The following is a 14573-nucleotide window of genomic DNA, read 5'->3' as shown; positions in this document are numbered from 1 at the left end:
GCCGGTCTCAGCCCGGGGCGTCGGTGCCCAGGTAGGCGGCCTGGACGCGCGCGTCGGCCGCGATCCGGTCCGGCGGGCCTTCGGCCAGCAGGCTGCCGCGCACCAGCACGGCGATGCGGTCGGCATGCTTGAACACCACGTCCAGGCTGTGCTCGGTGAACAGCACCGCCATGCGCTGCGTATCGGCCAGCTCGCGCGTCAGGCGCATGAGCGCATGGCGTTCGTTGGTGGCCATGCCGGCGGTGGGTTCGTCCATCAGCAGCAGCTTAGGCCGGTGCGCCAGCGCCATGGCCAGCTCGACCCGCTTGACGTCGCCGTAGGCCAGCGCGCCGCAGTGCGCGCCGGCCTGGGTGGCCATCCGTACCTGTTGCAGCAGCGCCATGGCTTCGTCGGGGCGGTGCGAGGCGGCGCGGCGCCAGGGGCGCAGCAGCAGGCGGTCGCGCGACAGCAGGGCGGTCTGCACGTTTTCCAGCACCGTCATCGAGCGGAAGGTGGCGGCGGTCTGGAAGGTGCGGCCGACGCCCAGGCGGCAGATCTTGCCGGCCGGCAGGCCCACCAGCTCGCGTCCATCCAGGCGCACGGAGCCGGCGTCGGGCCGCAGCTGGCCGCCCAGCACGTTGAAGCAGGTGGACTTGCCGGCGCCGTTCGGACCGATCAGCGCCAGCATGTGGCCGGCCTCGAGCTGGAACGAGACGTCCGCCAGCGCGTCGATGCCGCCGAACGATTTGCGCAGCCCCTGGACCCGCAGCAAGGCGTCGGCCGTGGTCATGCGCGCCTCCGCGCCCCGCGCGCCGCGGCGCCCGCCAGGCCTGCGGGAAACACCATCACCAGCGCCAGGATGGCGAGCCCCAGCACCGCGTGCCAGTAGTCGGTGCTGCGCGCCGCGGCATCCTGCAGCCAGGTGTAGGCCGCCGCGCCGACCAGCGGGCCGGCCAGCGTCTGCAGGCCTCCCAGCAGCACCATCACCAGGCCGTCCACCGACCGACTCACGCCGAGCACGTCGGGGGCGATGCTGCCTTTGGAGAACGCGTACAGCGATCCGGCCAGGCCCGCGGCCAGCGAGGCGGCCACGAAACCGACCCACTGGATGCGCCGCGTGTCCATGCCCAGCGCCTCGGCCCGCAGGGCCGAATCGCGCGCGCCGCGCAGCGCGTAGCCCAGCGGCGAGAACGCCAGACGCCGCAGCCAGGCGATGCCGAGCGCGCACAGCGCCAGCGTCAGGTAGTAGAACCAGGGCCCCTGCGTCAGCCAGCGCGACGGCCACAGGCCGATCAGGCCGTTGCTGCCGCCGGTGACGTCGTCCCATTGATAGGCCAGCGCCCACAGGATCTGCGCCACCGCCAGGGTCAGCATCGCCAGGTACACGCCGGACAGCCGCACGCAGAACCAGCCGAACACCACGGCGCCGAGTCCGGCGGCCAGCGGCCCGAGCAGCAAGGCGGCTTCCATCGGCAGCGCCGCCAGCTTCAGCAGCAGCGCGGCGCCATAGGCGCCCAGGCCGAACCAGGCGGCGTGGCCGAAGCTGGTCATGCCCGCCAGGCCGGTCAGGAAATGCAGGCTGGCGGCGAACAGGGCGGCGATCAGCACTTCGGTCAGCAGGATGCCCAGATAGGGCCATTGCGCCGCCGCCAGCGGCGCCAGGAGCAGCAGCGCCAGCAACGCGCCATAGGCCAGCCGCAGGCGGCGGCCGGCGGGGGCGATGGGCGCCTCGGCCGCCAGCGCGTGCGAGGAGGGCGCCGGCGCCCGGCCCAGCAGGCCCCACGGCCGCGCCACCAGCACCACCGCCATGACGGCGAATTCGGCCAGCAGCGTGAGCTTGGACAGGTTGAACAGCCAGGGGCCGATTTGCACCTGGCCCAGGAAGACGAAGACGGCCTTGACGCAGCAGATCAGCACCGCGGCCAGGAAGGCGCCGGGGATCGAGCCCAGGCCGCCTACTACGACGACCACGAAGGCGCTGGCGATGATCTCCAGGTCGAGCCCGAGCGTGGCGGGCACGCGCGGCGCGGCCAGCGCGCCGCCCAGCCCGGCCAGGAACGCGCCCAGCGTGAAGGCCGAGGTGAACAGCCAGGCCTGGTTGACGCCGAGCGCGGCCAGCATGTCGCGGTTCTCGGCGGCGGCGCGCAGCAGCCGGCCCCAGCGGGTGCGCATCAGCAGCAGCCACAGCAGGCCCAGCACCACCGGGCCGGCCACGATCAGCAGCAGGTCATATTGGGGAAAGCGCCGGCCCAGGATCTCGACCGCGCCCGACAGGCCGGGCGCGCGGGCCGCAAACAGGTCTTCCGGACCCCAGATCGCCAAGGCGGCGTCGCCGATGATGAGCACCAGCGCGAAGGTCGCCAGCAGCTGGAACAGTTCCGGCGCGCGATACAGCCGCTTGAGCACCAGCAGTTCGGCGGCGGCGCCGATCAGGCCGGTGGCCAGCGCCGCCAGCAGCAGGCCGGCCCAGTAACCCGGTCCGTCGCCGAAATAGTGGGTGAAGCTCCAGGCCAGGTAGATCCCCAGCATGTAGAAGGAGCCGTGCGCGAAGTTGACGACGCGCGTGACGCCGAAGATCAGCGACAGGCCGGCGGCCACCAGGAACAGCGCGCTGGCGTCCGCCAGGCCGTTGAGCAGCTGCGACAGCAGCCCCGACAGGCTCATCAGTGCGGACGCATCTTGCGCACTTGTTCATCCGGCGGCTGCAGGCGCGCGCCGTCGATGTAGGCGAAGTCCTTCATGATGCCCTTGCCGTCCTCGACCGCGGTGACGCCGATGTAGACGCCCATGGTCGACTGGTGGTCGATCTTGCGGTACTGGATCGGGCCGTAGGGCGTATCCACTTTCAGCCCGGCGAAGGCGTCGACCAGCTTTTCGGTGTCGACTTCGCCGGCAGCCTTCAGGCCCTGGGCGATCGACATCAGCGAGGCGTAGCCGACCACCGAGCCGACCTTGGGCGTCTCGTTGTAGCGCTTGCGGTAGGCCTCGACGAAGGTCTTGTTGGCCGGGGTGTCGATGGCGTACCAGGGGTAGCCGGTGACGATCCAGCCCGACGGCGTGTCGGCGCCCAGCGGTTCCAGGTATTCCGGTTCGCCGGACAGCACCGAGACCACGGCGCGGTTCTCGAACAGGCCGCGGGTGTTGCCCTCGCGCACGAAGCGGGTCAGGTCGGCGGCGAACAGCACGTTGAAGATGGCGTCCGGCTTGGCGTCGGCCAGCGCCTGCACCACCGCGCCGGCGTCGACCTTGCCCAGCGGCACGGCCTGCTCGGCGACGAATTCGACGTCGGACTGGAACGACTTCATCATGGCCTTGAAGGTGGCCACCGCCGATTGTCCGTATTCGTAGTTGGGGTAGACGATGGCCCAGCGCTTCTTGCGCAGGGCCAGCGCCTTGGGCGCCAGCGCAGCCACGTGCATCCAGGTGGACGGCCGCAGGCGGTACGTGTAGCGGTTGCCTTCCTGCCAGGTGATCTTGTCGGTCAGCGGCTCGGCGGCCAGGAAGAACACCTGTTGCTGCTTGGCGAAGTCGGTCAGCGCCAGCCCGGTGTTGGACAGGAAGCCGCCGAACAGCAGGTCGACCTTTTCGCGCGCCAGCAGTTCCTGGGCGGCGCGCACCGAGTCGCCGGGGTTGCCGTTGTCGTCGCGCGAGATCACCTCGAGCTTGCGGCCGAGTACGCCGCCGGCGGCGTTGATCTCTTCCTGCGCCAGTTGCCAGCCTTTCTTGTACGGACCGAGGAAGGCCGGAATCGCCTTGTAGCTGTTGATCTCGCCGATGCGGATCGGCGGTTCCTTGTCTTTGGCGTCCTTGGCGGACGCGACGGGAGTCAGCACCAGGGCCAGTAGCGCGGGAGCGAGCGCGCGGCGCAGCAGGGTCAGGCAGGGACGGAGCATGGCGGATATCGCAGGCAAGAAGGTCCGGCCGGAGCCGGGCCTTGTAGGGGACGATTGCTGTTGCGGCCCAATTGAAGCATGCGCGGCGTCCGAGCGCCAAGGAAAACGGCGGGGGACGGGTCCGTCCGCCAACGTGAGAAGACCCTGCGATGCAGGGCCCAGCAATGAAAAAAGCCCTGCGAGGGCAGGGCTTTTTCGACTTTCCGGAGACCGGCCGAATTACTTCAGCTTGGTTTCCTTGTAGTCAACGTGCTTGCGAGCGACCGGATCAAACTTCTTGATCAGCATCTTCTCGGGCATGTTGCGCTTGTTCTTGGTGGTCGTGTAGAAATGACCCGTGCCGGCAGTCGACTCGAGCTTGATCTTTTCGCGGATACCTTTGGCCATGTCGTGCTCCTAGTATGTCAGATTGGCGGGGGGCCGATTAGGCCAGTTCGCCGCGGGCACGCATGTCGGCCAGCACGGCGTCGATGCCGTTCTTGTCGATCGTGCGGATGGCCTTGGCCGAGACGCGCAGGCGCACCCAGCGGTTTTCGCTTTCAACCCAGAACCGGCGCGATTGCAGGTTGGGCAGGAAGCGACGCTTGGTCTTGTTGTTCGCGTGCGAAACGTTGTTGCCCACCATCGGGCCTTTGCCGGTCACTTGGCATACGCGTGCCATGGATGCACCTCATTTATTCTTGCGCATCGCCGGGGGGTAGACAGGGTTTCAGCCGCCGGGCTGTATCAGAGGCGTGGATCGTCGTGGTCTTGCCACGAGGTCTTGCCATCTTGCCGGCCACCCAGTCTTAGTGGATGAGGGGGAATCGGGGATCCCGCCCAGTGCTTATACCCGCTGCCTGCCATCCGCAAAAATGCGCTTGGGGGTCAGAGTGTTGAACTACAAAGCATAGTAGTCCAGCACGGGAAACTTCATGTGAAGACGTAGATTCTAATACGAAAAATCGAGATAAATCAAGTGCCAGGGGCGCGGCGCAGGGAAAGGCGTGGCTTTCCTGCCGCGATGGACGCGTCCGGACGGCGCCCGCCGGCTTGATAGCAGCGGGCATGCTCCACCGGCGGGCGGCGGCGCGGCCGCCGATACCTTGTGTCCCTGCATTCAGACCGGGTGCGATTGCGCCACGCGGCCCGACAGCCAGGACAGGCAGGCGCAGGTCGCCAGCGTGGTCGTCAGGGGCAGGGCGCTGTCGGTCTGCCAGGCGCTGACGGCGAAACCGGCCAGCGCGCCGCACGACAGTTGAAGCGTCCCCAATAGCGCCGAGGCCGCGCCCAGGCGCTTGCCCTGGTCGGACAGCGCCAGCGCCGCCGAGTTGGGGTTCACGAAACCCTGGCTGCCCATGTAGCAGATCAGGCAGGCCATCAGCAGCGGCAGCGTCATCCAGCCCACGAGCGTCAGCGCCACCGCCGCCAGGCTGGCGCAGGCCAGCGCAGTCAGGGCGCGGCGTTGCAGCTGGCGCGGGGTGTGGGTGCGCAGCAGGCGGGCGCTGATCTGCGAGCAGATGATGAGCGACAGCGCGTTGGTGCCGAACAGCAGCCCGTAATACTTGGGGTCGACGCCGTACAGTTCGATGAACACCCGCGGCGAGCCGATGATGTAGGCGAACATGCCGGCCTGGCCGAAGCCGCCGGCCAGGCTGTGCGCCATGAAGCCGCGGTGCGCGAACAGGGCGCGGTAGTTCTGCACGATGGTCTGCCAGCGCAGCGGCACGACCCGCTCGGGCGTCAGCGATTCCTTCATGATGAGCACGACGGCCGTCATCAGCATGGCGCCGCCGGCCAGCATCACCCAGAACAGGCTGCGCCAGCTGGCGATGCCCAGCAGTTGTCCGCCGGCCAGCGGCGCGAGGATCGGCGCCAGGCCCATGATCAGCATCAGCAGCGACATGGCGCGCGCCGCTTCGTGGGTTTCGTAATGGTCGCGGATGACGGCGCGCGGAATCACGATGCCGGCCGCGCCGCCCATCGCCTGCACCACGCGCCAGCCGGTCAGCGCCTCGACCGAGCCGGCCAGGGCGCAGCCCAGCGACGCGATCATGAAGAGCGTCAGGCCCACCAGCAGCGGCGGCTTGCGGCCGAAGCGGTCGGCCATCGGGCCATAGAACACCTGCGCCAGCGCCAGGCCGATCAGGTAAGCGGCCAGCGTGCGCTCGACATCGCCGCGCGGCACGCCCAGGTTGGCGGCGATCGTCGGGAACGCCGGCAGGTACATGTCGATGGCGAAAGGACCGATCGCCGTCAGGGCGCCCATGAGAATGAGCCAGCCCGGCAGCGCGCCGCGGGAAGAAAGGGTAGGGGGCATGTGGACCGCGAGGGGGCTCGCGCAAGGGACAGGGCGCGTCGCGCTGCATTGCGCGTTTTGCACCAAGCCAAAGACTGTATCACGCACTGCCTTACACGCAAATTGCAAGTGATTTCCGATACAGTCTGTCCGTGTCCGTACGTATTCCAGAGGAGATGCTGTGAGTCCTTTGTTGTCTGTTGTGGAACGCAAGCTCCAGGCCTTGCCCGTCACTGTCCAGCTGGTGTTGCCCGATGGCACCGTGGTCGGGCCGCCGGATCCCCGGGTGCGGTTCGTGACGCATGACAAGACCGCGCTGGCCCACCTGGCCGAGGGCGCCGTCGGCGTGCTGGGGCAGGACTACGTCGAAGGCCGCATCGACATCGAAGGGTCGATGCGCGATGTGATGGCGGCGGCCGCGGCGCTGCTGCCGGGTTCACCGGTGGACGCGGCGCGCGGCGGCTGGCTGACCGAGCTGGTGCGCAAGGTGATGTCGGTGTGGCGTCACTCGGTGGAGCGCGACGCCCGCCAGATCGAATTCCATTACGACCTGTCCGACGATTTCTATGCCCTGTGGCTGGATCCGCGCCGGGTCTATTCCTGCGCCTATTACCGCGAGCCGGGCATGAACCTGGCGCAGGCCCAGGAAGCCAAGCTCGACCACATCTGCCGCAAGCTGCGGCTGCGGCCGGGCGAGCGCTTTCTCGACGTGGGCGCGGGCTGGGGCGGGCTGTTGCTGTGGGCGGCCGAGCACTATGGCGTCGACGCCACCGGCATCACGCTGTCGCGCAACCAGCATGCGCACGTCAGCAGGCTGATCCAGGAAAAGGGCCTGGGCGAGCGCGTGCGCGTGGAGCTGCTGGACTACCGCAAGCTCGACGAGGCCGCGCCCTACGACAAGATCGCCTCGGTCGGCATGTTCGAGCACGTCGGCCGGGCCCAGCTGGAAGGCTATTTCGCCAAGCTGCGCCGGCTGCTCAAGCCGGGCGGGCTGATCATGAACCACGGCATCACCGCGGCCGGCGTTTACAACGCCGAGCTGGGCAGCGGCATGGGCGAATTCATCGAGAAGTACATCTTCCCTGGGGGCGAGCTGACCCACATCAGCGTCGTCATGGAGGCCATGACCAACGGCGGCCTGGAAGAGGTGGACGTCGAAAACCTGCGACCGCACTACGCCCGGACCCTGTGGGCCTGGAGCGACGCGCTCGAGGCCAACCTGGCCGAGGCCGCGCGGATCCTGGGCGGCGAGCAGGGGGAGCGCTCGCTGCGCGCCTATCGGCTCTACCTGGCGGGTTGCGCCATGGGCTTCGAGCACGGCTGGATCGCGCTGCACCAGATCGTGGGCCAACACCCGGCCACGGGGCGTCCGGATGAACTCGACAATCCGCCCGACCTGGCCTACCCGTGGCGACGCGATTACATGTACCGGGACCCCGATCCGAAGCCCTGAAACCGGGTTTCGGGACCATTAAATGTATTTATACGAACAAAATATTAACTAAATGTATCTACATTTTCGGGAGGCGATTCCCCAGGGGAAAACGGGGAATCGCCTCTTGGGAATAAGGGTTTTTCCGCACGGTTTTCGGCGTGAATGTATCTGATTCGTTCAGGGGTGGGCTTGGGTCATGCATTAATTTCGGTTAAGATGCTGGCTTCTTCTTTCAGTTTGTTCACTATCTGTGGGTTCTCGAAAACTCTGTTTTTGAGGCTCCTGTCTTGCAAGACTCCGCACCCTGCGGATCCTCTTGTTGCTAGTGTCGGTTTGTATTGGCGGTTCTGCCCGTCTTCCGCACAACCCCCTTAGCTCCATGGCACGGCTGGACCAGCGCCGCCGTGTCCCTGAACCTATGGAGGCAAAAGCCAATGCGTTTCACCCCCGTCAAGACCCTGGCCGCCGCGGCCGTCTTGTTTGCCTTCGCCGGATCGGCCCAAGCCGCCGATGCGCCGCAATGCGAACTCAAGCGTCCGATCAATTTCGGCGCCATGAACTGGGAATCCAACCTGGTCCTGGTCGATGTCGAACGTTTCATCATGGAAAAGGGCTATGGTTGCAAGACCGAAACCCTGCCCACCGAGACCTTGCCGGCCCTGGCCGCGCTCGAGCGCGGTGACCTGGACATCAACACCGAGATCTGGCTGAACAGCGTCGCCGACCCCTGGGAACGCGCCGAAAAGACCGGCCGCGTCAAGCGGATCGGCGATCTCTACATGGGCGGCGAAGCCTGGTACATCCCGCGCTACACCGCCGAGCGCCTGCCCGAACTGAAGTCCGCGGCCGACCTGCCGAAGTTCAAGGACAAGTTCAAGGACCCCGAGGAACCCGGCAAGGGCCGTTTCTACGGCTGCCCGGCGGGCTGGGGCTGCGAAGTCACCAGCACCAACCTGTTCCACGCCCTCAAGCTGGACGATTCCTACACGCTGTACTCGCCGGGCACCGGCGCGGCGCAGAAGGCGGCCCTGATGTCGGCCTACAAGCGCAAGCAGAACGTGGTCTTCTACTACTGGTCGCCCACGCCGCTGGTCGGCGCCATGGACCTGGTCAAGCTGGAAATGCCGCCCTACGACGCCGACAAGCACAAGTGCCTGACGTCGCCCAAGTGCGCCAAGCCCGAGCCCAGCGCCTATCCCGACAATCCCGTCTTCACCGCGGTGAACACCAAGTTCTCGCAGGAAGCGCCGGTGCTGACCGAATTCCTGTCGAAGGTCTCGGTGCCGCTGCCCGTGATGAACGAAACCCTGGCCCACATGGAAGAAACCGGTGACGAGTCCGGCGCCGTGGCCAAGTGGTTCCTGAAAAACAAGCCCGACGTCTGGACCAAGTGGGTCCCCGCCGACGTCGCCGGGCGCGTGCAAAGCGCGCTGTAACCCCCGCCGCCTTTCCGGCGGCGGTCCGTTCCGGCTGGCCGGGACGGACCGCCGGGTTGGACTTTTTCCCCTTGGGATGACCCCAAGGGGAAAAAGCCCTCCGGCAGGCGGACTGCCCGCCACGCGGGCAATGCGCGGGATGCCTTGCTCCCGCGCCGGACTGTAAGCGTATTTCGCCATCGCCGCCGCCGGCTTCGCGCGCGGGAAGCCGGCCCGGCCTCCGAGCCGGATGCCGTGGGCGCGGCGCGTGGCGAATGCGCTGAAATGGAGTCAATACATGTTTCCTGAAATCATTCCCGCCCGTCAGGTGCGGGGGGCCATCGACGGATTCGTCGATCATCTGGTCACCAACTACGCCGATACCCTGGAGACGCTGTCCCAGCCCGTGCTGCATGCGCTGGTGTGGCTGGAGCAGGTGCTGCGCAGCTCGCCCTGGTGGGCCGTGGTCGGCGTCACCATCGCCATCGCCTGGCTGGTCAGCCGCCGCATCGGCCTGAGCCTGGCCATGGGCGCGCTGCTGTGCGTCATCGGCGTGCTCGGCCTGTGGGACGCCGGCATGCAGACGCTGGCGCTGATGATCATGGCGGCCGGGCTGTCGGTGGTCATCGGCATTCCGCTGGGCGTGCTGATGGCGCGCGTCAACTGGCTGCGCTCGGTCATGCTGCCGGTGCTGGACGTGATGCAGACCATGCCCAGCTTCGTGTACCTGATTCCGGTCGTGATGCTGTTCGGCCTGGGCAAGATCCCCGCCATCATCGCCACCGTGATCTACGCCGTGCCGCCGCTGATCCGCCTGACCGACCTGGGCATCCGCCTGGTCGACCGCGAGGTGCTGGAAGCGTCGCGCGCGTTCGGCGCCAATCCGCGCCAGCAGCTGTTCGGCGTGCAATTGCCGCTGGCCCTGCCCAACATCATGGCCGGCATCAACCAGACCACGATGATGGCGCTGTCGATGGTGGTGATCGCCTCCATGATCGGCGCGCGCGGCCTGGGGTATGAAGTGCTGCTCGGCATCAACCGCCTGGAAGTGGGCCGCGGCCTGCTGGCGGGCCTGGGCATCGTGGTGCTGGCCGTGCTGTTCGACCGGATCACGCAATCGTATGGACAGCGCATGCGCATGGGAGGCCAGCGATGAGCAAGATCGAAGTCAAGAACATCTACAAGATTTTCGGGCCGCATCCGAAGAAGTGGCTGGAAGCCGCGCAGGGCGGCATGAGCAAGGAAGCGCTGCTGGCCGAAAGCGGCCACACGCTGGGCCTGCGCGACATCAGCCTGTCGATCGAAGAGGGCAGCATCTACGTCATCATGGGCCTGTCGGGGTCCGGCAAGTCGACGCTGATCCGCCACTTCAACCGCCTGATCGAGCCCAGCGCCGGCCACATCCTGGTCGACGGCGTCGACGTGGTCAGCCTGAACAAGCGCGACCTGGAGACCTTCCGCCAGAAGAAGATGAGCATGGTGTTCCAGCGCTTCGGCCTGTTCCCGCACCGCACCGTGCTGGACAACGCCGCCTACGGCCTGGCCGTGCAGGGCGTGGGCCGCGCCGAGCGCGAGCAGCGAGCCCGCGAATGGCTGGAGCAGGTCGGCCTGTCGGGCTTCGAGCAGCAGTATCCGCACCAGTTGTCGGGCGGCATGCAGCAGCGCGTCGGCCTGGCGCGGGCGCTGGCCACCGATGCCGAGATCCTGCTGATGGACGAGGCCTTCTCGGCGCTCGATCCGCTGATCCGCCGCGAGATGCAGGACCAGCTGCTGCAATTGCAGTCCAAGCTCAACAAGACCATCGTCTTCATCACCCATGACCTGGACGAGGCGCTGCGCCTGGGCAACCGCATCGCCATCCTGAAGGACGGCGAGCTGGTGCAGGAAGGCACGCCGGAAGACATCCTGCTGAACCCCGCCAACGATTACGTGCAGTCGTTCCTGCAGGACGTGAACCGCACCAAGGTGCTGAACGCGACCCACGCCGTCAATCCGGCGCGCCTGACGCTGACCATGCGTTCGCGGCCGGCCCACTCGGTCGACCGCATGCGGGCGCTGAACTACGAGTACGCGCCTGTGCTGGACGGCAAGCGGCTGGCCGGCGTGCTGACGCTGGTGGCGGCCGAGCAGGCGGTGCGTGAAGGCGGGCGCGACGTGTCGCGCTTCGTCGAGGACCTGGCCTCGGTGCCGGCCACGGCCGGCCTGGGCGAGGTGCTGGCGCAGCTGGTGCACAGCGACCAGCCGGTGGCGGTGACGGGCGAGAACGACGAGTTCATCGGCATGCTGTCGCGCAAGAAGGTGGTCGAACTGGTGACGCCGGTGCTGGCCGAGACGGCGCCGACGGACGAGTCCGCCACGGTCGCCGCCGAGGGCGGCCAGGCGGCGCAGGAGGCCGAACTGCAGGGCCAGCCGCAACCCGCGCAGCGGGGCGAGGCGGCCTGACGTCCAGGTTGCCGTCAGGCGGACGGGCGGCGGCTGCCGCCCGTCATGACGATGCGGTCCCGGCGCGGCCAGGCTTGCGCCCGGGGCCAGTCCGGATATGATGGCTGGCCGGCGCCGACTGCCGGCGTGCCACTATTCGGAATATCGGAATCCGTCATGCCAATCTTGAATGTCCAGATCATGCAGGGCCATTCGGCCGCCCAGAAGACCGCCTTGCTGCAGGCGGCCTCGCAGGCGGTCGTGGAAAGCATCGCCGCGCCGCTGTCCAGCGTGCGCATCGTGCTGCAGGAAATCCCCGCTGAACACGTGATCGTGGCGGGCGAGATCGGCAAGGCCATGGCGCGCGTCGACGCCGCGCTGATCGAGGGCCGCGACGAAGCCAAGAAGTCGGCGCTGATCGCGGCGTTGAACCGGGCCGTGTGCGACAGCATCGGCATTTCGGGCGAAGACGTGCGGGTGCTGATCCGCGACGTGCCCAAGACCGACATGGGCGTGGCCAACGGCCTGAGCGCCAAGGCCGCGGGCCGCTGAGCGGGGCTCCGGCATGGCGATCGGCAAGGACAAGGGCTCCGTCACCGTCGACGACGTGGCGGCCGAAGCGGGGGTGTCGATCAAGACCGTCTCGCGGGTGTTGAACAACGAGCCGAACACCAGCGAGAAGACCCGCGCCAAGGTCATGGCCGCGATCGCCTTGCTCAAGTACCAGCCCAATCCGTCCGCGCGCCGGCTGGCCAGCAAGCGCTCGGACCTGATCATGCTGGTCTACGACAATCCCAGCGACAACTACCTGATCAACATCCAGCACGGCGCGCTCGACGCTTGCAAGCGCTATTTCTACAGCCTGCTGCTGCATCCCTGCGACTACCGCGCGCCCGACCTGGCCGCGCAGATCGTTCAGGCGGCGCGGCAGCATGCCTGCGCCGGGCTGGTGCTGACGCCGCCGTTGTCCGACGTGCGCGCGCTGATCGCGGCGCTGGACGATGGCGACGTGCCTTATGTGCGGCTGGCGCCGGGATCGCCCAGCGCGCGCGGACTGGAAGTCAGCACCGACGATCGCGCCGCGGCGCGCGACATGACCCGTTACCTGCTGGACCTGGGCCATCGCCGCATCGGCTTCGTGGCCGGCCATCCCGACCACGGCGCGGTGGGCGAGCGCCTGCACGGCTACCGCGACGCGCTGGCGGAACAGGGCGTCGCCTACGACCCGACGCTGGTCGAGCAGGGCCTGCATTCGTTCGATTCCGGGGTGCAGTGCGGCCAGCGGCTGCTTGAGCGCGCGCAGCGTCCGACCGCGATCTTCGCGGCCAACGACGACATGGCGGCCGGCGTGCTGTATGTCGCGCATGTGCGCGGCCTCAGGGTGCCGCAGGAATTGTCGGTGGCGGGCTACGACGACACGCCGCTGTCGCGCCAGACCTGGCCCAAGCTGACCACGCTGCGCCAGCCCATCCGCGAGATGGCCTACGCGGCGGTCGAGCAGTTGGCCTCGCGCGAACCGCAGGCGCGGGTGCGCACGCTTGGCTACGAGCTGGTGGTGCGGGATTCGACCCGCCCGCCCGGCTGAGCGCGGCGCGCGCGCCGGCCCTCAGCGCAGGCGCTTTCGCACGTCATCCTGCGGCGCATAGCCGATGCTGTCGCGGGCGTCGGCCACGTTCCAGGCGCTGCCCTGGTTGGCCGAGACGCCGTTGACCGTGACGCTGCCGTCGGACCAGCGCGACGCGTCCGCCGTCAGCGCCGCGATCAGCAGGCGTTCGAGATCCTCATTCGACAGCCACATGTCGTGGAACCAGGCCAGCGCGCGGCGGGCGGGTTCGTCGTGGGCGTCAGGGACTGGCGCGCGCGGATGCGCCACGCCGGAGTAGGTCATGTCGCGCGGGTCGTTGTCGCCCGGCAGGATCCAGCCGATGCGCGCGATCACGGTGGACAGCCGGCCCTGCGTGACCGCCGAGTAGGCGCGGCACAGGCGTTCGCCCATCACCTTGGACGTGCCGTAGGCCAGCGAGTGCACCTCGCGTTCGCCGTCGAACCAGCGCGTGCCGGGCGCGGGCTCGGTCTCGGCGGTGAGCTTGCCGGGTCCGATGGCGGCGGCCAGCGGCAGGTCCTTGTAGCCGCCCATGGCGTGGTTGGATGACGAGAACACCAGCCGGCGCACGCCTTGCGTGGCGGCGGCGGTCAGCACGTTCAGCGTCATGTCGTAGGAACCCAGGGCTTCCTCCCAGCTGGCGTCGGGCGTCGAGTGGCGCGCCGCCAGGTGCAGCACGGCGTCGGCGCCGGCGAAGTGGCGGGTCCAGCCGGGATCGGGCCGTTGCAGGTCGGCGGCCACCAGGGTCAGGCGGTCGCGCAGTTCCGGGCTGAAGACGCTGGCGTCCGCGTGCAGGTCGATGCCGACCAGGTGTTCGCACCAGGGCTGGCGCGCCAGGATGGCCAGGGCCTTGCGGCCGAGCTGGCCGGTGGCGCCGGTGACGATGATACGGGCGGGGGGCAGGATAGAGGTCACGGTGGATGCTTCCGGTTCAAGGCAGGGGGCACAGGCAGGCGGGCGAGCGCAGCGGGTGGGGGGCGCCGTGCGAGCGCGCCAGGCCGGTCGCCGGATCGATGCGCACGGCGCGAAGGAGGTGGTCGTCCTGGGCGGCCAGCAGCAGGAATTCGCCATCGGGCGTGAAGGCAATGTCGCGCGGCGCGCGGCCGCCGATGTCGATGAAACCGACGAGGTCGAGCCAGGGGGCGACGCGGTGCAGGCGGTAGACGGCCACGCTGTCGTGGCCGCGGTTGGCGGCGTAGAGCCATTCACCATCGGGATGCAGGCGCACGGCGGAGGCGGTGTTGGCGCCGCGCCAGCCGCGCGGCAGCGTGCTGGCGCGCGCCAGTTCGCCGGCCGGCTCGTCGAGCGCATGGATGGCCACGGTGTTCGAGAGCTCCTCGACCACCGCCGCGTGCGCGCCATCGGCCGTCAGGGCCAGGTGGCGCGGTCCGGCGCCGGGCCGCGTGCGCAGTTCCCGCGCCGGCGCCGGGTCGAGGCCGTCGGGCAGCACGCGGTGGCAGGCGATGGTGTCGGTGCCCAGGTCGCACAGGTAGACCCGCGCGCCGTCGCCGCTGGGCGCGGCGTAGTGCACGTGCGGTCCTTCCTGGCG

General features: G+C 68.4%; 14 protein-coding genes. 6 read left to right on the top strand and 8 right to left on the bottom strand.

Translation table 11 applies throughout. From position 1 onward, the window contains the following. Window positions 1–7: 7 nt before the first annotated feature. The 6 genes from H0523_RS23380 to H0523_RS23355 all read right to left on the bottom strand — a co-directional run bounded on the left by H0523_RS23380 (window position 8) and on the right by H0523_RS23355 (window position 6120). The gene (locus tag H0523_RS23380; RefSeq protein WP_054431695.1) at window positions 8–769 is read right to left on the bottom strand and encodes an ABC transporter ATP-binding protein; all 762 of its coding nucleotides are present in this window, start codon (window positions 767–769) and stop codon (window positions 8–10) included. After that, on the bottom strand, window positions 766–2643 hold the full coding sequence (locus H0523_RS23375; protein WP_054431694.1) for an ABC transporter permease: 1878 nt from the start codon (window positions 2641–2643) through the stop codon (window positions 766–768). Before H0523_RS23375 ends, H0523_RS23380 begins: the two co-directional genes overlap by 4 nt. After that, window positions 2643–3872 carry an ABC transporter substrate-binding protein gene (locus H0523_RS23370; protein ID WP_082404518.1) on the bottom strand — a complete coding sequence of 410 codons (1230 nt, stop codon included), beginning with the start codon at window positions 3870–3872 and terminating at the stop codon, window positions 2643–2645. Before H0523_RS23370 ends, H0523_RS23375 begins: the two co-directional genes overlap by 1 nt. 219 nt (window positions 3873–4091) lie before the next feature. Continuing rightward, window positions 4092–4259: a 50S ribosomal protein L33 gene (gene rpmG, locus H0523_RS23365; protein ID WP_003810296.1), complete on the bottom strand. Its 168-nt coding sequence runs from the start codon at window positions 4257–4259 to the stop codon at window positions 4092–4094. A 37-nt stretch (window positions 4260–4296) separates the two neighbouring features. Then, entirely contained in the window at window positions 4297–4533 is a 237-nt protein-coding gene (gene rpmB / locus H0523_RS23360; protein WP_006390601.1) for a 50S ribosomal protein L28, read from the bottom strand. 438 nt (window positions 4534–4971) lie between these two features. After that, window positions 4972–6120 (bottom strand): Bcr/CflA family multidrug efflux MFS transporter, encoded by a 1149-nt coding sequence (locus H0523_RS23355; RefSeq protein ID WP_054431693.1) that lies wholly within the window; start codon window positions 6118–6120, stop codon window positions 4972–4974. A 211-nt stretch (window positions 6121–6331) separates the two neighbouring features. Here H0523_RS23355 and H0523_RS23350 point away from each other — a divergent pair, with 211 nt between their 5' ends. The 6 genes from H0523_RS23350 (at window position 6332) to H0523_RS23325 (ending at window position 13006) form a co-directional block, all read left to right on the top strand. Then, entirely contained in the window at window positions 6332–7603 is a 1272-nt protein-coding gene (locus H0523_RS23350; protein ID WP_156333148.1) for a class I SAM-dependent methyltransferase, read from the top strand. 416 nt (window positions 7604–8019) lie between these two features. Next, entirely contained in the window at window positions 8020–9021 is a 1002-nt protein-coding gene (locus H0523_RS23345; RefSeq protein ID WP_054431691.1) for an ABC transporter substrate-binding protein, read from the top strand. A gap of 277 nt (window positions 9022–9298) precedes the next feature. Then, entirely contained in the window at window positions 9299–10156 is an 858-nt protein-coding gene (locus tag H0523_RS23340) for an ABC transporter permease (RefSeq protein WP_054431690.1), read from the top strand. Then, window positions 10153–11442, top strand: coding sequence for a quaternary amine ABC transporter ATP-binding protein (locus H0523_RS23335; protein WP_054431689.1), 1290 nt, complete (start codon window positions 10153–10155; stop codon window positions 11440–11442). Before H0523_RS23340 ends, H0523_RS23335 begins: the two co-directional genes overlap by 4 nt. 156 nt (window positions 11443–11598) lie before the next feature. Continuing rightward, a complete protein-coding gene (locus H0523_RS23330) occupies window positions 11599–11973 on the top strand; it encodes a tautomerase family protein (RefSeq protein WP_054431688.1) in 375 nt (124 codons plus the stop codon). Between the two features lie 13 nt (window positions 11974–11986). After that, window positions 11987–13006, top strand: coding sequence for a LacI family DNA-binding transcriptional regulator (locus tag H0523_RS23325; RefSeq protein WP_054431687.1), 1020 nt, complete (start codon window positions 11987–11989; stop codon window positions 13004–13006). A 21-nt stretch (window positions 13007–13027) separates the two neighbouring features. Here H0523_RS23325 and H0523_RS23320 read toward each other — a convergent pair whose 3' ends face one another. Both H0523_RS23320 and H0523_RS23315 read right to left on the bottom strand, forming a co-directional pair. Then, a complete protein-coding gene (locus H0523_RS23320) occupies window positions 13028–13939 on the bottom strand; it encodes an NAD-dependent epimerase/dehydratase family protein (RefSeq protein WP_054431686.1) in 912 nt (303 codons plus the stop codon). A gap of 16 nt (window positions 13940–13955) precedes the next feature. Next, window positions 13956–14573, bottom strand: a 618-nt coding sequence (locus H0523_RS23315; RefSeq protein ID WP_180180156.1) for a beta-propeller fold lactonase family protein, incomplete at its 5' end; no start/stop codon positions are given.

The organism is Achromobacter insuavis, from assembly GCF_902859645.1.
Classification (GTDB): Bacteria; Pseudomonadota; Gammaproteobacteria; order Burkholderiales; family Burkholderiaceae_B; genus Achromobacter; species Achromobacter insuavis.
Note: the sequence above shows the minus strand (reverse complement) of the source record. Positions and strands in the feature narration are given on the sequence as shown.

What these genes read in the sequence shown, in the direction of transcription:
- H0523_RS23370 (WP_082404518.1), bottom strand. Translation starts at nt 3,872, where the DNA reads ATGCTCCGTCCCTGCCTGACCCTGCTGCGCCGCGCGCTCGCTCCCGCG.
- H0523_RS23380 (WP_054431695.1), bottom strand. Translation starts at nt 769, where the DNA reads ATGACCACGGCCGACGCCTTGCTGCGGGTCCAGGGGCTGCGCAAATCG.
- H0523_RS23355 (WP_054431693.1), bottom strand. Translation starts at nt 6,120, where the DNA reads ATGGGCGCCCTGACGGCGATCGGTCCTTTCGCCATCGACATGTACCTG.
- H0523_RS23330 (WP_054431688.1), top strand. Translation starts at nt 11,599, where the DNA reads ATGCCAATCTTGAATGTCCAGATCATGCAGGGCCATTCGGCCGCCCAG.
- rpmG (WP_003810296.1), bottom strand. Translation starts at nt 4,259, where the DNA reads ATGGCCAAAGGTATCCGCGAAAAGATCAAGCTCGAGTCGACTGCCGGC.
- H0523_RS23340 (WP_054431690.1), top strand. Translation starts at nt 9,299, where the DNA reads ATGTTTCCTGAAATCATTCCCGCCCGTCAGGTGCGGGGGGCCATCGAC.
- H0523_RS23325 (WP_054431687.1), top strand. Translation starts at nt 11,987, where the DNA reads ATGGCGATCGGCAAGGACAAGGGCTCCGTCACCGTCGACGACGTGGCG.
- H0523_RS23335 (WP_054431689.1), top strand. Translation starts at nt 10,153, where the DNA reads ATGAGCAAGATCGAAGTCAAGAACATCTACAAGATTTTCGGGCCGCAT.
- H0523_RS23375 (WP_054431694.1), bottom strand. Translation starts at nt 2,643, where the DNA reads ATGAGCCTGTCGGGGCTGCTGTCGCAGCTGCTCAACGGCCTGGCGGAC.
- H0523_RS23345 (WP_054431691.1), top strand. Translation starts at nt 8,020, where the DNA reads ATGCGTTTCACCCCCGTCAAGACCCTGGCCGCCGCGGCCGTCTTGTTT.
- rpmB (WP_006390601.1), bottom strand. Translation starts at nt 4,533, where the DNA reads ATGGCACGCGTATGCCAAGTGACCGGCAAAGGCCCGATGGTGGGCAAC.